General features: G+C 71.1%; 22 protein-coding genes. 13 read left to right on the top strand and 9 right to left on the bottom strand.

Annotated elements, in window-relative coordinates; all coding sequences use genetic code 11:
• On the bottom strand, window positions 1–1494 hold a 1494-nt coding region (locus SSP08S_RS24365), incomplete at its 3' end, for a sensor histidine kinase (protein ID WP_019070255.1).
• Between the two features lie 207 nt (window positions 1495–1701).
• Here SSP08S_RS24365 and SSP08S_RS24360 point away from each other — a divergent pair.
• From SSP08S_RS24360 to SSP08S_RS63530, 4 genes are all read left to right on the top strand, one after another.
• Window positions 1702–2163, top strand: a complete 462-nt coding sequence (locus SSP08S_RS24360; RefSeq protein WP_019070254.1) for a DUF5707 domain-containing protein — start codon at window positions 1702–1704, stop codon at window positions 2161–2163.
• 117 nt (window positions 2164–2280) lie between these two features.
• Window positions 2281–2727, top strand: a complete 447-nt coding sequence (locus SSP08S_RS24355) for a hypothetical protein (protein WP_019070253.1) — start codon at window positions 2281–2283, stop codon at window positions 2725–2727.
• 106 nt (window positions 2728–2833) lie between these two features.
• Window positions 2834–3727 (top strand): glycosyltransferase family 2 protein, encoded by an 894-nt coding sequence (locus SSP08S_RS24350; RefSeq protein ID WP_019070252.1) that lies wholly within the window; start codon window positions 2834–2836, stop codon window positions 3725–3727.
• Between the two features lie 440 nt (window positions 3728–4167).
• On the top strand, window positions 4168–7935 hold the full coding sequence (locus SSP08S_RS63530) for an AfsR/SARP family transcriptional regulator (protein WP_019070251.1): 3768 nt from the start codon (window positions 4168–4170) through the stop codon (window positions 7933–7935).
• An 18-nt stretch (window positions 7936–7953) separates the two neighbouring features.
• Here SSP08S_RS63530 and SSP08S_RS24340 read toward each other — a convergent pair whose 3' ends face one another.
• On the bottom strand, window positions 7954–9645 hold the full coding sequence (locus tag SSP08S_RS24340) for a bifunctional 3'-5' exonuclease/DNA polymerase (protein WP_026178789.1): 1692 nt from the start codon (window positions 9643–9645) through the stop codon (window positions 7954–7956).
• Between the two features lie 253 nt (window positions 9646–9898).
• On the opposite strand from SSP08S_RS24340, the gene SSP08S_RS24335 reads away from it, so the two are divergent.
• On the top strand, window positions 9899–10438 hold the full coding sequence (locus SSP08S_RS24335; protein ID WP_019070249.1) for a Uma2 family endonuclease: 540 nt from the start codon (window positions 9899–9901) through the stop codon (window positions 10436–10438).
• A 36-nt stretch (window positions 10439–10474) separates the two neighbouring features.
• Here the strand turns inward: SSP08S_RS24335 and SSP08S_RS24330 are convergent, their stop codons facing one another.
• Window positions 10475–11191 carry a Clp protease N-terminal domain-containing protein gene (locus SSP08S_RS24330; RefSeq protein ID WP_019070248.1) on the bottom strand — a complete coding sequence of 239 codons (717 nt, stop codon included), beginning with the start codon at window positions 11189–11191 and terminating at the stop codon, window positions 10475–10477.
• Window positions 11192–11259: 68 nt separating this feature from the next.
• Entirely contained in the window at window positions 11260–11775 is a 516-nt protein-coding gene (locus SSP08S_RS24325) for a GNAT family N-acetyltransferase (protein WP_019070247.1), read from the bottom strand.
• Window positions 11776–11991: 216 nt separating this feature from the next.
• On the opposite strand from SSP08S_RS24325, the gene SSP08S_RS24320 reads away from it, so the two are divergent.
• Window positions 11992–13107 (top strand): DUF2786 domain-containing protein, encoded by a 1116-nt coding sequence (locus SSP08S_RS24320; protein ID WP_019070246.1) that lies wholly within the window; start codon window positions 11992–11994, stop codon window positions 13105–13107.
• A gap of 6 nt (window positions 13108–13113) precedes the next feature.
• Here the strand turns inward: SSP08S_RS24320 and SSP08S_RS24315 are convergent, their stop codons facing one another.
• The 4 genes from SSP08S_RS24315 to rpmB form a co-directional block, all read right to left on the bottom strand.
• Window positions 13114–13638: a DUF4232 domain-containing protein gene (locus tag SSP08S_RS24315; RefSeq protein WP_019070245.1), complete on the bottom strand. Its 525-nt coding sequence runs from the start codon at window positions 13636–13638 to the stop codon at window positions 13114–13116.
• A 52-nt stretch (window positions 13639–13690) separates the two neighbouring features.
• Window positions 13691–14215 carry a hypothetical protein gene (locus SSP08S_RS24310; protein WP_026178788.1) on the bottom strand — a complete coding sequence of 175 codons (525 nt, stop codon included), beginning with the start codon at window positions 14213–14215 and terminating at the stop codon, window positions 13691–13693.
• A gap of 74 nt (window positions 14216–14289) precedes the next feature.
• Window positions 14290–14595, bottom strand: coding sequence for a 30S ribosomal protein S14 (gene rpsN, locus SSP08S_RS24305; RefSeq protein ID WP_019070243.1), 306 nt, complete (start codon window positions 14593–14595; stop codon window positions 14290–14292).
• The gene (gene rpmB, locus SSP08S_RS24300) at window positions 14595–14831 is read right to left on the bottom strand and encodes a 50S ribosomal protein L28 (protein WP_019070242.1); all 237 of its coding nucleotides are present in this window, start codon (window positions 14829–14831) and stop codon (window positions 14595–14597) included. The genes rpsN and rpmB overlap by 1 nt, the downstream gene beginning before the upstream one ends.
• Before the next feature lie 75 nt (window positions 14832–14906).
• Between rpmB and rpmG the strand changes: the two genes are divergently transcribed.
• The 5 genes from rpmG (at window position 14907) to SSP08S_RS24275 (ending at window position 17518) form a co-directional block, all read left to right on the top strand.
• A complete protein-coding gene (gene rpmG / locus SSP08S_RS24295) occupies window positions 14907–15071 on the top strand; it encodes a 50S ribosomal protein L33 (RefSeq protein WP_019070241.1) in 165 nt (54 codons plus the stop codon).
• A 5-nt stretch (window positions 15072–15076) separates the two neighbouring features.
• Window positions 15077–15325, top strand: a complete 249-nt coding sequence (locus tag SSP08S_RS24290; RefSeq protein WP_019070240.1) for a type B 50S ribosomal protein L31 — start codon at window positions 15077–15079, stop codon at window positions 15323–15325.
• A 2-nt stretch (window positions 15326–15327) separates the two neighbouring features.
• Window positions 15328–16755: a GTP-binding protein gene (locus SSP08S_RS24285; RefSeq protein ID WP_019070239.1), complete on the top strand. Its 1428-nt coding sequence runs from the start codon at window positions 15328–15330 to the stop codon at window positions 16753–16755.
• 2 nt (window positions 16756–16757) lie between these two features.
• Complete coding sequence (rpsR, locus tag SSP08S_RS24280) at window positions 16758–16991, top strand: 30S ribosomal protein S18 (protein WP_019070238.1); 234 nt, start codon at window positions 16758–16760, stop codon at window positions 16989–16991.
• Between the two features lie 308 nt (window positions 16992–17299).
• Window positions 17300–17518, top strand: coding sequence for a DUF397 domain-containing protein (locus tag SSP08S_RS24275; RefSeq protein WP_051105974.1), 219 nt, complete (start codon window positions 17300–17302; stop codon window positions 17516–17518).
• A gap of 66 nt (window positions 17519–17584) precedes the next feature.
• On the opposite strand, the gene SSP08S_RS24270 is transcribed toward SSP08S_RS24275, so the two are convergent.
• A complete protein-coding gene (locus SSP08S_RS24270; protein ID WP_078532498.1) occupies window positions 17585–18097 on the bottom strand; it encodes an ATP-binding protein in 513 nt (170 codons plus the stop codon).
• Between the two features lie 342 nt (window positions 18098–18439).
• Between SSP08S_RS24270 and SSP08S_RS24265 the strand changes: the two genes are divergently transcribed.
• Complete coding sequence (locus SSP08S_RS24265; protein WP_019070236.1) at window positions 18440–19276, top strand: Sco1979 family transcriptional regulator; 837 nt, start codon at window positions 18440–18442, stop codon at window positions 19274–19276.
• 90 nt (window positions 19277–19366) lie between these two features.
• Window positions 19367–20827 (top strand): aldehyde dehydrogenase family protein, encoded by a 1461-nt coding sequence (locus SSP08S_RS24260; RefSeq protein ID WP_019070235.1) that lies wholly within the window; start codon window positions 19367–19369, stop codon window positions 20825–20827.
• Window positions 20828–20901 lie beyond the last annotated feature (74 nt).

The following is a 20901-nucleotide window of genomic DNA, read 5'->3' as shown; positions in this document are numbered from 1 at the left end:
GCTGATCGATACGGCCCCGCGCCCCTTACGAACCAACAACGCAACGCAAGTTGCCACCCCACTCAGCGTTGGCGGCAGCCACACCGGACCCGTGTAGTTCCCCACCTCCATCGCCACCGGCCACAACAACGCCAAGCCCAACAACGCACCCTGTGCGATGACTCGCGCCCTGCGAAGCCACAGCAGGGCCACCGCCTGGGCCGCCGCCAGCAGGGCGAACAGCACGCCCGCCGAGACATGGTCACTGGTAGGTGCCGACTCCGCCCGGATGATCAGGGTCGGCAGGAGTGGCTGCACGCACAGGCCGAACGCGGCGACCACCTGGGCCACGCGGTAGCTCGGCGGGATCGACTCCTCGACCGGGCCGGCCATACGGCCGGGCAGGGTCGCCCGTACCTCCCAACCCCCCTCCTCCGTGGGGCCGGTGGTCAGGGTGCCGCCCGCCTCGCGGGCCCGGGAGCGGAGGAAGCCCTGGCCGCGGCCGCCGCCGAGGCCCGCGCCGTGGGCCGGGGTGCCGGTCGGCGGGGCCGCGCTGGTGATCACGACGTCGGTGCGGGTGTCGCCGTAGCGGCAGAGCACCGTGGTGCGCGCGCCCGGCGCGTGGCGGGCCACGTTGGTCAGGGCCTCGCGCACGATGCCGTAGGCCGCGTCCGCGACGGCGCCGTCGGGAAGGGGGTCGATCTCGGCGTCCACCGGCTGGTCGAGGCGGCGGAAGCCGGCGATCAGGGCGCGCAACCGCTCCTCGGGGGAGGGGAGTTCCTCGCGCGAGGGGGCCGGGGCGCGTACCGCGCCCAGTGCGCGGGTGACCTCGCGGCCGGTCTCGGTCGCGAAATCCAGTGCCTCGGCGGCGAGTTCGGGACGGCGTTCGCGCAGGCCGAGCGCGGCGCCGGCGGTGACGACCACGGCCGTGAGGTGGTGGGCGCTGACGTCGTGCAACTCCCGTTCCATACGGCGGCGTTCGGCCGCCGGGAGCCGGTGGCGTTCGGTCTCGGCGCGGTTCAGGAGGAGTTCGGCCGCCTGTCGGGCACGACGGGTGCGCCGTACGAACATGCCCGCGCCGCACGAGGTGGCGTAGAGGAGGGCGGTCAGGACCAGGTCGAGGCCGTTGTTGTCGCTGAGGCCGTTCAGGTTGATGTTCTGGAGCAGCTGCCAGAGGGCGAGCGTGACCACGCACAGGACCGTGGTGAAGGTGTCGCGCTCGGCCGCCACCGAGAACAGGGCGAGTGCGACGCCCACGGTGCCGAAGAGCGCCATCGCGCCGACGGGCAGCGGTCCCGCGCCCACCGCGCAGGCCGCCGCGACCACGACGAGGGTGGTCACCGGGCGGCTGCGGCGCAGCGCGAGCGCCGCCGTCACCGGTCCGGCGACCAGGGCGGCCACGAGCAGGTCGGCCGCGGTCGGCACGGTGCCGCGCAGCAGCGGAGCCACCGGCCACACCAGGGCCTGGGCGCAGATCAGCAGGACCGGGAGCAGCCGGTCGTCGGTTCGTTTCATGGCACTCAAAGGCTATGGGCGCAGGTGAGGGGCCCGGCTCAGGCTGAAGGGGGATTACGGCCCCGGGACTCTCTATCTCTGGTTCAAGGCGGCAACCGTCCTTCAGCCGGAGGACCGCGCCCCGCCCCGCTCCTAGGCTCGATCACATCGAGGGAAGCGGTCGACCACCGCCTCCCACACCACCCACACCACCCAGGGGGATCTCCCATGTCCATGTCCAAGCGCGCTCTCGTCTCCTCGCTCGTCGGTGTCGCGGCGGTCGGCGGAGTCGTCGCCGCCGGTCTCGCCGCGTCGGCCGCCTCCACGCCCACCGAGCCGACCCTCACGAACGGCTCCGCCCGCTACACGGCCCCGACCGCGAGCGCCGCCGGCTCCTTCACCTACACCGTGGACGTCACCGACGACTCCGGCATCCGCGGCCTCAAGGTCATTGCGTGGCCCGCGAGTTCGAAGCCGGCGCCGACCAAGGCGGACCTCCGCTACGTCGACTCCGCCACGTGCAAGCCCACCTCGGGCGACACCTCGCGCTGCACCTACACCTTCAAGGTCACCAAGAAGGAGGCGGCCGACGCGCCCAAGGGCACCTGGAACGTCTCGACGCTGGCCACGGCCAAGGACGGCGGCACGGCGTTCGTGTCCAAGGCCGCCACCTTCGAGGTCGCGGGCTGACCCTCACGTATACAGGTACGGCGCCCCGCCTCGACCGAGGCGGGGCGCCGTTGCCGTAAGAAGAGAAGACGTAAGAAGAGAAGAACAGACACCGTTGCGGTACGGAGGTCAGAGCACATGGTCAATTCCCCTGCGGCGGCCGGAGGTTACTCCGCCACTCCGCTCGCCAAGAAGATCGGCGTCAAGCCGGGGCACCGGGTACGGCTGCGGCACGCGCCCGACGGGTGGGACATCCCCGGGCTGCCCGACGACTGCGAGGTCGCCGACGGCGGGACGCGCGACGCGGACGTCACCGTCGCCTTCTACCGGGAGTGGAAGGAACTGGACGCGGAGGGGATGGAACTCGTCCTCGGTCTCGACGACGCCGCCATGCTGTGGATCGCCTGGCCGCGCAAGGCCGCGGGTCATGTCAGTGACATCACCGAGAACGGTCTCCGGGACCTCTTCCTCCCGCTCGGGGTGGTGGATGTGAAGGTGGCCGCGCTGGGGGAGGACTGGTCGGGGCTGAAGTTCGTGCGGCGGAGGGAAAACCGGCAAAGCCACAACAAAGGTCCCGCAAAATGAACTTGAGTCGTAGCCACCTGCCGACGTAAGGCAACATCTTGGTGAACAGCGAGTGTTGCGCGGTCAGGGCGCGGGCATCGCCGGATGGCCGGATGGAGTGAGGGACGTGGTGGAGCCGAGGATCGCCGTCGCCGTGGTGACCATGGGAAACCGGCCCGCCGAGGTCGACGCGCTTCTCGAGTCCGTGGCCAAACAGGACCTCCCGCCGGCCCGCATCGTGATCGTCGGAAACGGTTGCCGGCTCCCGGAGTTCGCCGAGCGGCTCTCCCTGCCCGGCGAGGTCACCACCGTCGACGTCGACGAGAACCTCGGCTGCCCGGGCGGACGCAATGTCGGCCTGGCCCGGCTGCGGGAGTTCGGCGACGTGGACGTCGTAGTGGAACTCGACGACGACGGACTGCTCGTCGACGCGGACGTGCTGCGCCGGGTGCGCGACCTGTACGCGGCCGAACCGCGCCTGGGCATCGTCGGGTTCCGGATCGCCGACGAGCACGGCGAGACCCAGCGGCGGCATGTGCCGCGGGTCGGCGCGGGGGACCCGATGCGGGGCGGCTACGTCACCGGGTTCCTCGGCGGCGGCCACGCGCTCAGCATGGCCATGCTCGCCGAGACGGGGGACTGGCCGGCCGAGTTCTTCTTCGCGCACGAGGAGACCGACCTCGCCTGGCGGGCCGCCGACGCCGGCTGGCACATCCGCTACGTCCCCGAGCTCCTCCTCCAGCACCCGAAGACCTCGCCCGCCCGGCACGCCATCTACCACCGCGTCACCGCCCGCAACCGCGTCTGGCTGGTCCGGCGCCGGCTGCCGCTCGCGCTGATCCCGGTGCACCTGGGCGTGTGGACGCTGCTGACCCTCGTACGGACCCGGTCGCTCGGCGGGCTGCGGGCGTGGTTCGGAGGGTTCGTGGAGGGGGTGCGCGAACCGGCGGGGGAGCGGCGGGCCATGCGCTGGCGGACCGTGTGGCGGCTGACGCGGCTGGGCCGTCCGCCCGTGATCTGAGCCGCGGTACCGCGGATGTCAAAGATGTAGCGGTACCGCGGATGTCACAGATGTGAGGGACGAGGGCCCCGGTCGATCACCTCCGCCGACCGGGGCCCTCTCGCGTCCCCGGACCCGGCCACGACGGCGACACTCCCCCGAGTTGCGCGTCGTACGCGCGCACCGTCGGGCCAGATCCGATGAAGTGATCACATCAGGTCGCGCCAACGAATCGCTAACATGTGGCCAACGGTGCGCCCGATGCTCCGGGGACGGATGGCCTGAAGTCGCCGCGCGGCAGCGGAAGAGGGCGGGTACGGTAGCGGATCCCGGCCCTCGACGACCGGGACAGGCTGGCGGGAAACCGCCGGGTACGGGGCGGAAATCCGCCAGGGACGGCGGCGAACTCCGCCGCGGAGCACGGCCGACAGGGCCGCGCGGAAGGGCGACGGGTCGGTGTGATGCGGTGCGAGCTGCGGTTCGGACTGCTGGGCACGACTGTCCTCTACGGCCGTGACGGCGACCTGGTGCGGCCCATCGGCGGCACCAAGGTGCGCGTCCTGCTCGCCGCGCTGCTCCTCGAACCGAGCCGGGTCGTCTCCGTCGACGCGCTCAAGGACGCCCTGTGGGGCGGCTCGCCGCCGGCCTCCGCGCACGCGTCCCTGCACAACCACGTGACCCGGCTGCGCCGCCTCCTCGACGACCCCGAACGGCTGCGCGCGATCCCGCCCGGCTACCAACTCCGTGTCAACGAGGGCGAGTTGGACGTCCACGTCTTCGAGTCCCACGTCACCGCGGCCCGCGCCGCACACGCCGACCGGGACTGGCCCCGGACCGTCCGCGCCTGCACGGCGGCCCTCGCACTGTGGCGCGGCACCCCGCTCAGCGGCCTCCCCGCCGAACTCGGCGGCTACGCCTTCGCCCAACGCCTCACCGAGGCCCGCCTCCTCGCCCTCGAATGGCGCTACGACGCCGAGCTCGCCCTCGGCGGCGCCCGACTCGGCGCGCTGGTACCGGAGTTGGCCGCGCTGGTCGCCGACCATCCGCTCCGCGAGGGCTACCACCGCCAGCTGATGCTCGCCCTCCACCGCACCGGCCGCCAGCCCGAGGCCCTCGCCGTCCACCGCGACCTGCGCAACCGCCTGATCGAGGAGCTGGGCATCGAGCCGGGGGCGGGGGTGCGGGAGGCGCATGTGGAGGTGTTGCGGGGGGTGGTCGAGGTGCGGGCGGGGGATCCCGGTCCCGTCGAGGCCGGTGGGGGCGTCGGTGCGCGTGAGTCGGTGAATGTGCCCGACGCGTCCGGTCGGGCCGGCGCGTCCGGTGGGTCCGGTGGGTCCGGTGGGTCCGGTGGGTCTGGTGGGTCTGGTGGGTCTGGTGGGTCCGGTGGGTCTGGTGCGGCCGGTGCGGCCAGTGGGCCCGGTGGGGCCGGAATCCTGGATCGGCCGCCCTCGCCGCCCCGCCCCGCTCAACTCCCGCCCCCGCCCGCCCACTTCACCGGCCGCGCCGACACCCTCGACGCCCTGCGCGACACCCTCGCGCGCCGCCCTTCCGCGGAACCCGGCTCGCACGCCCTGGTGGTGATCAGCGGCATGGCCGGCGTGGGCAAGAGCGCCCTCGCCCTGCACACCGCCCATGAGCTGCGGGAACACTTTCCGGACGGGCAGTTGTACGTGAACCTGCACGGCGCCACCCCGGGCATGGCCCCCCTCACCGCCGGCCAGGCCCTCCACGCGCTGCTCCGCGACCTCGGCGCCGAACCCCGGCACATCCCCGAACACCCGGACGCGGCAGCCGCGTTGCTGCGCTCCCTGCTGGCCCCCACCCGCACACTCATGCTGCTGGACGATGCCGGGAACGCCGCCCAGGTACGGCCGCTGCTGCCCGGCGGCACGGGCTGCGCGGTGCTCGTCACCAGCCGCTCACCGCTGACCGCCCTCGACGGCGCCCGCCGCTTCCCGCTCGCGCCGCTGTCCGGGGAGGACAGCGCGGCACTGCTGCGCGCGGTGTCCGGCCGCGACGGCCTCGGCGCGGCCCACCCGCTCGTCGAACTCACCGGCCGCCTCCCCCTCGCGCTACGCGTGGTCGCCGCCCGCCTCGCCGCGCGCAAGGCGCTCACCCCGGGTGTCCTGGCCGGCCAACTGGCCGCCACGGAGAGCCGATTGCCCCACCTGGAGTACGACGACCTCAGCGTCCGCCGCTCCCTGGCGGTGGCCCACGACGCCCTCGCCGCCTCCGACCGCGAAACCGACCGAGACGCGGCCCTAACCCTCCACCACATCGGCGCCCTAGACCTCCCGGCCTACGGCGCCCCCCTGCTCGCCCGCCTCACCACCACCGCCCAACGCCGCGCCGAGGCCGCCCTCGACCGCCTCGTCGACGTAGCCCTCCTGGAGGAAACGGCATACGGCCGCTACACCCCCCACGACCTGGTCAGAGACTTCGCCCGCGAACTGGCGGCGGCCGGGCCGCGCGGCGATATTGCGGGGGCCGGGTCGTTCGGTGGTGTCGTGGGGGTTGGATCGCGCGGCGGCGTCGCGACGGTTGGCCCGCGCAGGGATAGCGCGGGGGTCGGGTCGCCTGGTGCGGGCACGGAGGCCGGACCGCGCAGCGACACTGCGGCGATCGGGTCGTCCGGTGTGGGTGCGGAGGCTGCTGGATCGCGTGGCGACAATCCCGTAGTCGAGCAGGTCATCGAGCCGTACAGCGACGTCAGGGCGGCCGGGGCGCGTGCTGACGGCACGGCGGCCGAGCTGCGCGGTGACATCGCGGCGGCCGATTCTCGCGGCGATGCCCCTGCGCTCGGGCCGCGTGGCGATATTGCGGCGGCCGGGTCGTCCGGTGTGGGTGCGGGGGCTGGATCGCGTGGCGACAGTCCCGTAGTTGAGCAGGCCGGCGGTGTTGCGGGGGTCGAGCCGTGCGGTGACGTCAGGGCGGCCGGGCCGGGTGCTGACGTTGCGGGGGCCGGGCCGCACGGTGGTGACGTCACGGCTGACGGATCGCGTGCCGGCGTCACGGCGGCCGAGCCGCGCGGCGGTGTCGCAGCGGTTGGGCCGCGCAGCGAAATCGTAGGGGCCGGGCGGCCCAGCGATCTCGTCGATGTCGCTCTCGCCTGGTACGCCGCCGTTGCCGAGCGGGCGCTCATCGCGATTGTCGAACCGGGGCTCGATCAGGACGATCGGCGGCGGCCGACTGCCGCGCAGTTGCCCGGGCATGCGGCGGAGGTGGCGGCCGTCGATCCGTTCCGGGACTCCCAGGAGGCGTTTGCCTGGGGGGACTTGGAGTTGGAGAACGTGGTGGCGCTCGTCAACCGGTACGGCGACAGCGCCGACCGGCGTAGAACCGCCCAGGTCTCGACCCTTGTCCGGCTGCTCTTTCCGTATGTGCTGCGTGGTGGGCGGGTCGCCGAGATGGAGGTGCTCGGGCGGGTCGGTCTGGGTGCGGCGCGGCGGCTCGGGGACGAGGCGGCGGAGGCGTACGCGTTGGGTGATCTCGCCGGGCTGCACTTTCTGACCGGGCGGCAGAGCGAGGCCCTCGCTCTTAATGATCAGGCGCTGGCCATCTGGTGGCGGCTCGACGCGACCTCCTGGATTCGGCGGTGTCTCAACAACCGGGGTCTTCTCCTCGAAGGGCTGGGCCGGCATGCCGAGTCCGGGGTCGCGCTGCGTCAGAGTCTCGCGTACTCACGGCAGTTGGACGATCCGTACGGCGAGGCCGTGACCTACAGCCATCTCGGCAACCTGTACGAGCACACCGATCCGCGCGCCGCCATCGAGCAGCACCGGCGTTCGCTGGCCATCGGTGTCGGGATCGGCGCGGTGATCGTGCAGCACTCCGCGCACTGCAACATCGGCTACGCCCACCTCGCTCTCGGTGAACCGGCCGCCGCCCTACCGCACTTCGAGGAGAGCCTGCGCGTCCTCGGCGACCTCGGCGACTGGCACGGCGAGTCGCAGACCCGGCTCGGACTGGTCCGGGCGCTGCGGCTGCTCGGCCGGACGGAGGCCGCCGGTGCCGAGTGTGCGGAGCTGCTGCGCCGCGCGGACGCCCGCGCCGACCGTTACATGGGCGGCCTCGCCCGTCACCAACTCGGCCTGCTGCTACGGGAACAGGGGCGCGTGGAGGAAGCGTACGAGGAGTGGCGTACCGCCCTCGCCGCGCTCGACGGGACCGACGAGAAGGCGGTCGTGGAGGAGCTGGGTGAGCTGTTGTCGCAGGGTGACGCGCGTTGACAGTTGTAGGCCTCGGTCCTACTTCGCGTCGGCGTAGCACTCGACCACCGCGACGGTGAACGGGAAGCGGACGGGTGTCTCCCCGAACGTCAGGCGTCCGGCGAGGTCGGCGGCCTCCCGTATCGCGGTGGCCACGGTCTCGGCCTCCTCCTTCGGGCAGTGCACGATCACCTCGTCGTGCTGGAAGAAGACCAGCTCGGCCGCGAGCTCCGCGCAGGACCGGCGGAGCGCGGCGAGCATCAGCAGAGCCCAGTCGGCCGCGCTGCCCTGGACGACGAAGTTGCGGGCGAAGCGGCCCCGGGCACGGGAGTTGGTGGAGGCGTAGCCCGGCACCCAGCCTTGGTCGGTGGGCGCGGTGACGGGGTCGTCCTGCGGGATGCCCGCCTCCTCCGCCGCGTCCTCGCCGCCGGCCACCGGCGGGCAGGTCCGCCCCAGCCAGGTCCGCACGAGCCGCCCCTCCTCACCGGCCCGCGCGGCGTCGTCGACGTACGCCACCGCCTTGGGGAACCGGCGTCTGAGCGCGGCGAGGTTCTTGAGGCCGTCGCCGGAGGTCTGGCCGTAGACCGCGCCGAGCACCGCGATCTTGGCCTGGTCGCGGTCGCCGGAGAAGGCGCGGTCGGACACGGACTGGTAGAGGTCGGTGGGGCGGCCGGCCACCTCCATCAGCCCGGGGTCGCGGGAGATCGCGGCGAGCACCCGTGGCTCCATCTGGTCGGCGTCGGCGACGACGAGCCGCCAGCCCGGGTCGGCGACCACCGCGCGCCGGATGATTTTGGGGATCTGCAGCCCGCCCCCGCCGTTGGTGACCCAGCGCCCGGTGACGGTCCCGCCGGCCAGGAACTCCGGCCGGAACCGCCCCTCCCGCACCCAGTCCTGCAACCAGGACCAGCCGTGGGCGACCCAGATCCGGTACAGCTTCTTGTACTCCAGCAGCGGCTTCACCGCCGGGTGGTCGAGGGACTGGATCTCCCAGCGCCGGGTCGACCTGACCTTGATCCCGGCCTGCGCGAAGGCCTTGACGACATCTGCGGGCAGGTCCGGCCGCACCCGCCTCCCGAAGGCGGCCGACACCTCGTCCGCCAACTCGGCCAACCGTCGAGGCTCGCCCCCACCCACATACCGCTCGCCCAACAACTCGTGCAGCAGCTCCCGGTGCACGTCGGCGCTCCACGGCAGCCCCGCCCGGTTCATCTCGGCGGCGACCAGCATGCCCGCCGACTCCGACGCGGTGAGCAGCCGCATCCGGTCGGGGTGCTCGGTGGTGTCGTGCCGCCGCTGCTGCTCGGTGTACACGGCGAGGAGGTCGGCGAGGGGGAGACGCACGCTCTGCGGTTCGAAGAGCGAGGACTGCGAACCGGGTTCGGCGGCCCGCTGCGGGGGATCCGGCGGTACGGGTCCGCCGCGCAGCCGGGCCAGCGCGGCGGCGGCCGACCGCGGCTCCCCGTGCCGCCCCTCGTACCCGAGCAGCAGGGTCTCGGCGTCCTCCACGTCGTAGCACCGCTCCACCCGCACCCCCGCGGCGAGCAGCGCCGGATACACCTCGGCGGTGGACCGCCACACCCACCGGCTCACGTCGGGCCGACCGCGCACGGCCCCGACGAGATCCGGCTCCCACCGCACGGCCCCCGGCCCGGGCAGCCCGTCGGGACCGAGGGCGGCGACCTCGACGCCACCGCCCTCGGCCGGGGCGAGCGCCCAGCGATCGGTCATGTTCGCGAGTGTGGCACGCAGGTCTGACAACGGCCCCGACCTGCGCGAACCGGCTCGCGGGCCAGGCGTCTGCGAGCGTCTCCGAGCGAAGAAACGTCACGCGCACACTCGTACGAGTGACGCATCGCGAGATCGCGGGCGGCCCTCTCGCCTACGCTGACAGGGTCGCTCCGTACGAAGGAGGTCCGCCGTGGCACTGACCGCCCCAGAACGCCGACTGAGTCCTCATCCGAGTCCGACGGAGGAGAGGCGCATGGACGCGTCCGTCGAGGCCGCCTTCGATGCGTTCGACGCCGCCGCCCCGGAGGGCTGGCGCGTGGAGTTGATCGAAGGGAAGATCCACGTGGTGCCTCCGGCCAATGGGGAACATGAAGAGATCGTGTCCGAGGTCACCGGCCAGGTCCGGGACCATCGAAAGGAATACGGTCGCTACACCGGTCTCGGTCTGCACGTTCCAGGAGCGTCCGACACCGGCAAGGTCATCCCGGACCTGGTGATCGCCCCGAAGGGCAGTTTCGCCGACGACCAGCGCTATCACGACCCCGCGCCGGTCGTCCTCGTCGGCGAGGTGACCTCCGAGTCCACCGCGGCCAACGACCGCGGGCCCAAACTCCGCGGTTACGCCCGTGCGGGCATCCCCTGCTACCTGCTGATCGACCGCGAGGCCGGCACGGTCATCGTCTACAGCGAGCCCTCCGAGGACCGTTACACGCGTGCCGCCGAGATCGAGATCTCCAAGACCGTGGCGCTGCCGGAGCCGCTCGGGTTCGACCTCGACACCAGCCAGTTCTGAGACACGAGCCAGTTCTGAGGTCGGCCCGTCGGCCCGTCAGCCCTGGAGCCGGTGCAGCATCTCGGCGATGTGCCGTTCGCTGGTGGGCTTGTCGATGCCCAGGCCGTTGAGCACGCCCTCGCCGTTCTCGTGCTCCAGCAGGGCGAGCAGGATGTGTTCGGTGCCGATGTAGTTGTGGCCCAGGCGCAGGGCCTCGCGGAAGGTGAGTTCCAGGACCTTCTTGGCCTCGGGGCCGTAGGGGACGAGGTCCGGGACCTCCTCGGCGGCCGGCGGCAGCGCCGTGGTCGCCGCCTGGCGTACGGCGTCCAGGGCGACCCCCTGCGCGGTGATCGCCTTGCCCGCGAGGGCGTCCGGTTCGGCGAGCAGCCCGAGGACGAGGTGTTCGGGACGGCCCTCGGAGTTGCGGGCGGCGACGGCCGCGTTGTGGGCGGCCATCACGACATTGCGGGCCCGTACGGTGTACCGGCTGAACCCCTGACTCAGGTCGAGGTCCGCCGACTCCTTGGCCACGAACCGCTTCTGCGCGGCCTGCCGGGTGACCCCCATGCTCTTGCCGATGTCCGTCCAGGAGGCGCCCGACCGCCGGGCCTGGTCCACGAAGTGGCCGATGAGATGGTCGGCCACGTCGCCCAGGTGGTCGGCGGCGATCACCGCGTCCTGGAGCTGGTCGAGCGGCGCGGGGTGGACCTTCTTGATGGCCGCGATGAGGTCGTCGAGACGTACGGATGAGGTGACGTTCGGATTGGTCGTCATGCGTCAACCGTAGGTTGACAGTACGTGGGCGTCAACCCTAGGTTGACACCTGGTCGTGGTGGCGGCTGTCAGGCCGGCTTCAGGTCGGTGCGGGGATCGAGGGCCCAGTGGTTGCTCCGCAGGACCCGGTCCGCGAACGTGACGTTCCGCTCGCCGATGAGGCGGAAGCCGAGAGACCGGCAGATGCCGTTCGAGGCCGCGTTGCCCGTCGCCGGAAACGCGTGCACCACGCCCCAGCGGTCTTCGTCCCGAGCCTGTTCGAGGAGTGTTCGGGCCGCGAGTTTGCCCAGGCCGCGCCCCTGGAATTGCGGCAGGACCATCCAGCCGATCTCGGATACGGGTCCTTCGTCGGTGTCGTGGGACCAGATGGTCACCGACCCGGCCACTGCGGCGGGAGCGTCCGGGTCGGGAATGATCATCTTGATCCAGCAGATGTCGGCCGCCGCCTCGGCGGCGTCTCGACGCGCCTTGTCGGGCTGGAGTTCACGCGGCAGCGGGCCGCCGAGGTCGGCCATCATGACCGGGTCGCACCGCATCCGGATGTAGGCGTCGGCGTCGTCCGCGGTGACGTTGCGCAACTGCATGGGGCCTCCTTGGTGTAGTAGGGACTGTGTTGCCGGCACCTCAATACTTCAACGCCCTTGGTTCGGCCGGGAGTTGGTTGTCCACAGGGTGTGGATGAATGTGCTTCTCCGTTCCGCCTGCCGAGGTGGGCCAAGCCGTAAGCGTGACACTTCGGCAAAAATTGGCACACTTTTTCAGGGTCCCCCCTCCCCTCCACCCCATGACACGATCGACCCGTGAGCAGCACGACCGGCACCGTCGAGCGCGCCTTCGAGGCCGCCCTCTACTCCGATACCCACGACGCCCTCGACACAGGTGCCTCGATTCTTGCCGCCGACCCCGCGGCCGACGCCGAACTCGACCGGCGGGGGCGGGAGTTCGTTGCGGCGGCCTGGCGGCGCGGGTGGCAGCCCGCGGATGTCGTACGGCTGGTTCGGCGGGAGCTGGAGGACGTACACGTACGGCTGCTGTCGGAGCTGATTCGCGCGCAGGCACCCGACGACCGGGCGCGCGGCCCGCGTTGGTCCGCGCAGCTGGACGAAGTGGCCGCCACCGCAAAGCCCGCCCGCACCGATCGCTTCACACACGCCACCACCCTCCTGGAGCTGTACCGGCTGCTGCTGCGGCTGCCGAATCTCGAACCGCTGGACGAGCCGAAGCGGCGGCACGACGGCGGGCGGCCCGCGTCCCGGATGCTCACCCGGATCCGCGCGCTGCTCGCGAAGGCGGAGGCGACCGGGTTTCCGGAGGAGGCGGAGGCGTTGAGTGCCAAGGCGCAGGAGCTGATGGCGCGGCACAGTATCGACGAGGCGCTGCTCGACGCGCAGGCGCCGGCGAAGGACGAGCCCGGCGCGTGCCGGATCGGAGTCGAGGCGCCGTACGAGCAGGCGAAGGCGGTGCTGCTGGACGCGGTCGCGGGGGCGAACCACTGCCGGGCGGTGTGGAACGAGGCCTTCGGCTTCTCGACCGTCGTCGGGTTCGAGGGGGACCTGGAGGTGGTCGAGCTGCTGTACACCTCGCTGCTGGTGCAGGCCACGACCGCGATGACGAAGGCGGAGGCGGCCCAGCGCGCGGGCGGGCGGCGGCGGACCAAGACCTTCCGGCAGTCCTTCCTCGCGGCCTACGCCCACCGCATCGGCACCCGGCTGGCCGAGGCGGCCGGGACGCAGGTGACCGACGATCTGCTGCCGGTGCTCGCCACCCGCGAGGTCGCCGTCACCGGCCGGCTCGACGAGATGTTCCCGGAGACGACCACGACCCGGCTGCGCGGGGTCACCGACGAGGCGGGCTGGACGGAGGGCGCCGAGGCGGCCGACCGGGCGCAGGTCGGGGCCCGGCCGCCGCTCGAGTGACGGACGTCAGTCGCCGGCCTGGGTGAAGGCGCCGACCGAGGCGTCCGAGTCGCTCACGGAGGTCTTGCCCTGGACGGGGCCGTACGACCACTTGTAGCTCGCGCTGTCGCTGCTGCCGGGCAGCGTGATGACCAGCTTCGTGGCGGCCAGGCTCAGCTTGTCGCCCGCCTTGCCGCGCACATAGGTGATGGTGAAGGACGCCGCGTCACCCTTGGCGAGCTTCAACTTCTGTGCCTTGGCGCCCTGTTGGGTGGTGAGGGCGACCTTGGTGCCGCCGCCCTCCAGGGAGGCGCCGGCGAAGCCGTCCAGGGTGCACGGCTTGCTCTGGTTGGTGAGCGAGACGGGAACCTCGCCCGTGTCGCCGGCGGACGGTGCGGTGCTGGCGGGACCGACCTGGACGGCGACTCCGTCGAAGGAGCAGGCCGAGCCGTTCTTGCCGTCGGAGGACGATGAGGACGAGCCGCTGCCGCCGCACGCGGTCAGAAGCAGGGCCGACGCGACGGCGGTGACGGCGAGGGGAATGGTGCGCATGAGGGGATCATCCCGCACCCGGCGCCGGTCCGCCGACACGACCGGGACCGCGCTACGACCCGAGGCCCGCCGTCGGCAGTCCGGACGGCAGCTTTCCGCCCTCCGCCTTGGTGTACGTCTCCTTGCCGAGACTGCCCGACCAGGTGACCGAGAGCCCCGACTTGCTGACGGAACCGACCATTCCGGTCGCCCGGGTCGTGCTCTTGTCCGTGCACTTGAGGTGGATCATCTGCATGCCCGCCTCCTCACCTGCGGTCCCGCTGCAGATGCTCCCGCCGGTGGTGAACAGGGCGGCCTGCTTGCCGGTGACCACCAGCGCCACGGCCTTGCCGTCGGTCGTGGCGAGCCAGCTGCCCTGCAACGCGTCGGAGGCGGCCGACGGGCTGCTCCCGGTGGAGCCCCCGGAATCCGCGCTCGAGGTTGCCGTCGGGGCCGAGGTCGCGGACGCGCTCGGCGTGGACGAGGAGTCGTCCTTGGAGTCGCCGCCGCTGCACGCGGTCAGGACGAGTGCGCCCGCCAGACCGGCGGCCGCCGCCGCGATCCGTACCGTCGACACCGTCGAAATCGCCGTAGTCACTGGTAGCTCCCAAGCTGTAGCCGGACGGCCGTCCGGTCGGCCTTGGCCGGACGACCGCAGCAAGCTACCAGGGCCTACCAGGAGGATTTACGGACGCCGGGTAGGTATCCGCTGTGAGCCTGCCCGCGCAGGTTCACCCGGGACAGTCCGAACGCGCGGAAGTATCCGCGGGGCCGCCCGTCGACCTGGTCGCGGTTGCGGACCCGGGTGGCGCTGGCGTCGCGCGGCTGACCCCGCAACTCCCGCTGGGCGGCGGCCCGTTCGGCCTCGGTCGAGCCGGGCCGCCGGATGATCTCCTTCAGCTCGGCCCGGCGCGCCGCGTACCGCGCGACGATCCGCTGCCGCTGCTCGTTCTTCGCGATCTTGCTCTTCTTGGCCATCAGATCCTCACCCCGCGGGCACGGATCCGGGCCACGGCCGCCTCGACGCCGATCGCGTCGACGGTCCTGATCCCCTTGGTGCTCAGCCGCAGCCGTACGTAACGGCCCTCGCCGGGCAGCCAGTAGCGCTTGGACTGGATGTTCGGGTCGAAGCGGCGCGGGGTGCGCCGGTGGGAGTGGGAGATGCGGTTGCCGAAGCCGGGCTGTGCGCCGGTCAGCATGCAGTGGGCGGACACGGGTGACGTACCTCTCCTCGATCGGGGTCGTAGCCGATACTGTTAATGGAAGTCATTTTCAGTAAGGTATCAGGCATGGCTCGCAACGAACTCCGCCCGGTCATCAAGCTCCGGTCCACCGCCGGCACCGGCTACACCTACGTGACCCGCAAGAACCGCCGCAACGACCCCGACCGCCTGACCCTGCGCAAGTACGACCCGGTAGCCCGCCGCCACGTCGACTTCCGAGAGGAGCGCTGACCGAGATGCGCGAGAACATCCACCCGCCCTACGGCCCCGTCGTCTTCCGGGACCGTGCCGCGCGGCACGCCTTCCTCACCCGCTCGACGATGACGAGCGAGAAGACGATCGAGTGGGAGGACGGCCACACCTACCCGGTCGTGGACGTCGAGATCTCCAACGTCAGCCACCCCTTCTACACCGGCACCGCCCGCGTCCTGGACACGGCCGGCCGCGTGGAGCGCTTCGAGCGCCGGTACGGGAAGCAGGACTGACCGTGCCCGACCTCTCCGTCGCGATCGTCGCCGGCCTGCACGCCGACGCCCGCAGAGCGACCGTCGCCCGACTCCTCCACGACGTCCCCGGCAGCGTCGTACTCCACCACGACCTCGCCACGGCCGCCGCCGGCACGGTCATCCGTACGATCAGGGACGCCACGGGCATCCTCGACGCCGGCGAGGCCCCCCTCGTCAACGACTGCGCGTGCTGCGCGCTGCGCGAGGACCTGGTCCCGGAACTGCGCAGACTGGCGGCGGCCGGTCAAGTCCGGCTGGCGATCGTCGAGTTGTGGGACTCGGTCGAGCCCAAGGCGATGGCCGAGGTGATCACCTCCGGCGGCCTCACGCTCACCGGGGTCATCACCGCCGTGGACCCGGCCCTCCTCCTGCCCTGTCTCGGCAACGGCGACGACCTCGCCGACACCGGCCTCGCGGCGGCGGCCACCGACCAGCGCACCGTCGCCGACACCTTCGCCCGCCAACTGGAGTACGCCCCCGTCCTCGCGGTCCTCGACTCCGAGGAGGCCGACGACGAGGACCGGGAACTGCTGGGGCAGTTGCATCCGACGGCCCTGCAAATACCGCTGGGGGGAGGAGACTTGGCGGCCCGGGCCTGGCCCGAATACGGCTACACGGGCACTGCCCGGCCCGTGCCTGGCGACCCGGTGGGCACCGCCCGACCCGGGCACGACGGCTTGGCGGATCCCGCCTGGCCGGTGTCGGGCGACCCGACAGACTCTGCCCCGCCTGTGTACGGCGATCCGGCGGGCTCTGCCGCGTCCGCCACCGGCGACCCGGTGGGCGACGCCCCGCCTGCGCCCAGCGATCCCGCGGGTGCTGCCCCGCCCGCGCACGGCGCCCCGGCCGGCTCCGCCGTGCCGCCCCCGCGCAGCCAGTTGGCGCGTGCCGCCCTTGCCGGTTTCGACGTCGAGGCCGCTGCCGCCGCTCAGCACCCCGCCTGTGCCCTGCTCCCCGTCGAGGCCGACGCGTGCGGGGTGAGCACCTTCGTCTGGCACCGGTGCCGGCCCTTCCATCCGGAGCGGCTGTACGCGGCGCTGGAGGACCTGACCTGTGCCGCCGCCCGCAGCCGGGGCCGGTTCTGGCTCGCCGACAAGCCCGACGCGCTGCTCCACTGGGACGCGGCCGGCGGCGCCCTGTGTGTGGAGAGCGCGGGGCCGTGGCTGGCCTCGTTGCCCGACGCCGCCTGGGAGTTGGTGCCTCCGGTGCGCCGTGCCGCCGCGGCGCTGGACTGGCATCCGGAGCACGGCGACCGCTGCCAGCACCTCGTCTTCACGTCCCCCGGTCTGGACCGCGACGGCCTCGAACGGCTCCTGGACCACTGCCTGTTGACCGACGCCGAGTACGCCGCGGGGCGCGCCGCCTGGAAGCGCCTGCCGCCCGCCTTCGACACCCTCCTGGAGATCTGACCGTGCCCCGCAAGCCCGAGCGCAAGACCGCCAAGTCCCGCCGCAATCCACTGGACGCGGCCGGAGTGACGTACATCGACTACAAGGACACCGACCTGCTGCGGAAGTTCGTCTCCGACCGCGGCAAGATCCGCAGCCGCCGGGTCACAGGTGTGAACGCCCAGCAGCAAAGGCAGTTGGCCGCCGCGATCAAGAACGCACGGGAGATGGCATTGTTGCCCTACGCGACGCGATAGCCGTTCCCTCCCGGAACACAAGGGCCCCGTCGTGCGTCTTCACTAGTGCATGTCCTGTGAGGAAGTACATGTCCCGCAAGGACTGGGGCAGACGCTGGAACGGCATCGGTAAAGCAGTCGTCAAAGCTGTAACCGGAGGAGCACCCCGCGTGCACGTGCATCTGCCCATGCATCTGCACATGAACAGGGCTATGATCCGGAACAGTTGACCACTGCATCAATGGCCACACCAGCCAGTGCACAACCGGGAGCGACCTGTGGACCACCGCGTTGACAGCGTGTACTTGGGGTTCGACGTGTACAACGGCATGGCTGCCACGCAGCTGGACGGAGTGGCCTGGCAGAAGAGCAGGCACAGCAACTCGCAGGGTTCCTGCGTGGAGTTCGCGCGGCTGCCCGGCGGCGACGTCGCGGTGCGCAACTCGCGCTTCCCGGACGGTCCCGCGCTCGTCTACACGCGCGCCGAGATCGAGGCGATGCTCCTGGGCATCAAGGACGGCGAGTTCGACCACCTGATAGCGGGATAACGGTCACCGCAGGACATCGGGCCCACAACGCGCGTAGAACCGCGGCGCCGAAATGCGCCGCGGTTCTCACGTGTCATCGCGCAGACAGTCCGGTTGCAGCCGGAACAGCGCCCAGACCACCTTGCCGCTGAGGGTGCCCGCCAGCGGGTGCCAGCCCCAGCCGTCGCTGAACGAGTCGACGAGGAACAGGCCGCGGCCCGACTCCGCCGAGAAGTCCTCCGAGTCGCGGGCGACCGGACTGTCGTGACTGGGGTCGCGCACCGCGCACACCAGCCGCTCGGTCCACCGCATCAGATGCAGCCGCACGGGCGGCCCCTGCTCGGCGGCGCGCGGGGTGTTGGCCGGCAGCGCGTGCCGCAGCGCGTTGGTGACGAGCTCGGAGACCACCAGGCACACGTCGTCGAAGCGGTCGCCTATGTCCCACTGGTCGAGCGTGCGACGGGTGAACTGCCGTGCCTCGCGCACCGCTTCGTAGCGGGCGGGCAGAGAACACGACGCGGCGCTGGACACGGCCGAGGGGTCCAGCGGCGGAAGGCCCTGCCGTAACGGCTCGAGCATGGTCGATCCATTCGTCCCCATGCGAGGCACTCCCGGGAATTCGCGGTCGTTGCGATGCAGCGGTGGCGCGAGACCATGGTTTCGGATGCGTAGGGCAGATGCAAGGGCAGATGCACGTGCAGCTGACCGAATTGGACCCTCCCGTACCGCTTGTTGGCCATTTTTTCCGCCAACTTCACGCCGATCTCGGCCTCGGACCTTGCATCTTGCTGACGTCTTCCTGACAACTTCCTGTGAACAGGAGCCTCTTCTTTCCATTTCTGTAATCGAACGAGTACTGCTCGAAGTGTTTTAGTGGCAGACTGCGGCCCCTGAAGACGGTTGGGGAGGCTGGCGAACGTGAGCGCGGGAGAGCCCGGATCGGTGGTGCGGCGGATGCTGCTCGGCTCGCAACTCAGGCGACTGCGGGAAGCACGTGGGATCACTCGCGAGGCCGCGGGGTACTCGATCCGTGCCTCCGAATCCAAGATCAGTCGCATGGAGCTGGGGCGAGTGAGCTTCAAGACGCGGGATGTAGAGGACCTGTTGACGCTGTACGGCATCACGGACGAGGCGGAGCGCATCTCACTCCTCTCCCTCGCGAAGGAGGCCAACGTAGCGGGCTGGTGGCACAGTTACTCGGACGTCCTGCCCAGTTGGTTCCCCACCTATGTGGGCCTGGAGGGCGCCGCCTCGCTCATCCGCGCCTACGAGGTGCAGTTCGTCCACGGACTCCTGCAGACCGAGGCCTACGCCCGCGCGGTCGTCCGGCGCGGCATGAAGGGCGCGAGCGAGGCCGACGTCGAGCGGCGCGTGGCGCTGCGCCTGGAGCGGCAGAAGTACCTGGTGAACGAGAACGCCCCGGACTTCCACATCGTCCTGGACGAGGCCGCCCTGCGCCGCCCCTACGGCGACCGCGAGGTGATGCGCGGTCAGCTCCAGCACCTGATCGACGTCTCCGAACACCCCAACGTCCGGCTGCAGATCATGCCGTTCGGCTTCGGCGGCCACTCCGGCGAGTCCGGCGCCTTCACGATCCTCTCCTTCCCGGAGTCGGACCTCTCCGACGTCGTCTACCTGGAGCAGCTCACCAGCGCGCTGTATCTCGACAAGGCCGAGGACGTGGCCCAGTACGAGAAGGCTCTCAAGGAGCTCCAGCAGGACAGTCCGGGCCCGGACGAGAGCCGGGATCTTCTCAGGGGACTACTCCAACTCTCTTGAAACACAAGTACGATGACGTGTGATCAGACCGTGATGATCGATGATCGGGTCTGCTGTTGATCGTGTCTGCTAGCGATTGAGGGATCACACATGTCGTCCTACTTCACCGACCTGGCTCAGCAGTACATCGACGGAGAATGGCGCCCGGGCACCGGTTCCTGGGACATCATCGACTTCAACCCGTACGACGGCGAGAAGTTGGCCTCGATCACGATCGCCACGGTCGACGAGGTCGACGAGGCGTACAAGGCCGCCGCCCGGGCCCAGAAGACGTGGGCCGCGACCAACCCCTATGCCCGCCGCGCCGTGTTCGAGAAGGCCCTGCGGATCATCGAGGACCGCGAGCAGGAGATCGCCGAGGTGATCGTCACCGAACTCGGCGGCACGTTCCTGAAGGCCGGCTTCGAACTGCACCTGGTCAAGGAGTTCCTGCGCGAGGCGATCCACCTCGCGCTGCGGCCCGAGGGCCGGATCCTCCCCTCGCCGGTCGACGGCAAGGAGAACCGCGTCTACAGCGTCCCGGTGGGCGTCGTCGGCGTGATCAGCCCCTTCAACTTCCCGCTGCTGCTCTCCCTCAAGTCGGTCGCTCCCGCACTGGCGTTGGGCAACGGCGTGGTCCTCAAGCCGCACCAGAACACCCCGATCGTCGGCGGCACCCTGGTCGCGAAGATCTTCGAGGACGCGGGCCTGCCGGGCGGCCTCCTGAACGTCGTCGTCACCGACATCGCGGAGATCGGCGACGCGTTCATCGAGCACCCGATCCCGAAGGTCATCTCCTTCACCGGCTCCGACAAGGTCGGCCGCCACGTCGCGACCGTCTGCGCCTCGCACTTCAAGCGCTCGGTCCTCGAACTCGGCGGCAACAGCGCCCTCGTGGTCCTCGACGACGCCGACATCGACTACGCGGTCGACGCGGCGGTCTTCAGCCGCTACGTCCACCAGGGCCAGGTCTGCATGGCCGCGAACCGTGTCCTCGTCGACCGCTCGATCGCCCCCGAGTTCACCGAGAAGTTCGTCGCCAAGGTCAAGTCCCTCAAGGTCGGCGACCCGCGCGACCCGGGGACCGTGATCGGCCCGGTCATCAACTCCTCGCAGGCGGACGCCCTTTCGGGTGTCGTCGAGCAGGCCATCGCCGAAGGCGCCACGGCTCTGGTCCACGGCGAGACCAACGACAACCTGGTTTCGCCCTCGGTCCTCACCGGCCTCCCCGCCGACTCGGAACTGCTCCGCCAGGAGGTCTTCGGTCCGGTCGCCTTCCTCATCCCGTTCGACGGCGAGGAGGAGGCGGTGACCATCGTCAACGACACGCCGTACGGCCTGAGCGGCGCCGTCCACACCGGTGACATCGAGCGGGGCGTCAACTTCGCCAAGCAGATCGACACGGGCATGTTCCACGTCAACGACGGCACCGTCCACGACGAGCCGATCGTCCCCTTCGGCGGCGAGAAGTCCTCCGGCCTCGGCCGCCTCAACGGCGACACGATGCTGGACTCGTTCACCACGCTGAAGTGGATCTCGGTGCAGCACGGGCGGAGCGGGTTCCCGTTCTGATCCCTTGAACGGCTGATTTTTCGAGTACGGCGTCGCAACCCGGGCCATTGAGGACAGAACCTGTCCTCAATGGC

It is taken from the genome of Streptomyces hokutonensis, assembly GCF_000376565.1.
Classification (GTDB): domain Bacteria; phylum Actinomycetota; class Actinomycetes; order Streptomycetales; family Streptomycetaceae; genus Streptomyces; species Streptomyces hokutonensis.
Note: the sequence above shows the minus strand (reverse complement) of the source record. Positions and strands in the feature narration are given on the sequence as shown.

Coding starts and splice junctions, on each gene's coding strand:
- SSP08S_RS24360 (WP_019070254.1), top strand. CDS start 1,702: ATGTCCATGTCCAAGCGCGCTCTCGTCTCCTCGCTCGTCGGTGTCGCG.
- SSP08S_RS24355 (WP_019070253.1), top strand. CDS start 2,281: ATGGTCAATTCCCCTGCGGCGGCCGGAGGTTACTCCGCCACTCCGCTC.
- SSP08S_RS63530 (WP_019070251.1), top strand. CDS start 4,168: ATGCGGTGCGAGCTGCGGTTCGGACTGCTGGGCACGACTGTCCTCTAC.
- SSP08S_RS24340 (WP_026178789.1), bottom strand. CDS start 9,645: ATGACCGATCGCTGGGCGCTCGCCCCGGCCGAGGGCGGTGGCGTCGAG.
- SSP08S_RS24335 (WP_019070249.1), top strand. CDS start 9,899: ATGGACGCGTCCGTCGAGGCCGCCTTCGATGCGTTCGACGCCGCCGCC.
- SSP08S_RS24330 (WP_019070248.1), bottom strand. CDS start 11,191: ATGACGACCAATCCGAACGTCACCTCATCCGTACGTCTCGACGACCTC.
- SSP08S_RS24325 (WP_019070247.1), bottom strand. CDS start 11,775: ATGCAGTTGCGCAACGTCACCGCGGACGACGCCGACGCCTACATCCGG.
- SSP08S_RS24315 (WP_019070245.1), bottom strand. CDS start 13,638: ATGCGCACCATTCCCCTCGCCGTCACCGCCGTCGCGTCGGCCCTGCTT.
- rpsN (WP_019070243.1), bottom strand. CDS start 14,595: ATGGCCAAGAAGAGCAAGATCGCGAAGAACGAGCAGCGGCAGCGGATC.
- rpmG (WP_019070241.1), top strand. CDS start 14,907: ATGGCTCGCAACGAACTCCGCCCGGTCATCAAGCTCCGGTCCACCGCC.
- SSP08S_RS24290 (WP_019070240.1), top strand. CDS start 15,077: ATGCGCGAGAACATCCACCCGCCCTACGGCCCCGTCGTCTTCCGGGAC.
- SSP08S_RS24275 (WP_051105974.1), top strand. CDS start 17,300: ATGGCTGCCACGCAGCTGGACGGAGTGGCCTGGCAGAAGAGCAGGCAC.
- SSP08S_RS24270 (WP_078532498.1), bottom strand. CDS start 18,097: ATGGGGACGAATGGATCGACCATGCTCGAGCCGTTACGGCAGGGCCTT.
- SSP08S_RS24260 (WP_019070235.1), top strand. CDS start 19,367: ATGTCGTCCTACTTCACCGACCTGGCTCAGCAGTACATCGACGGAGAA.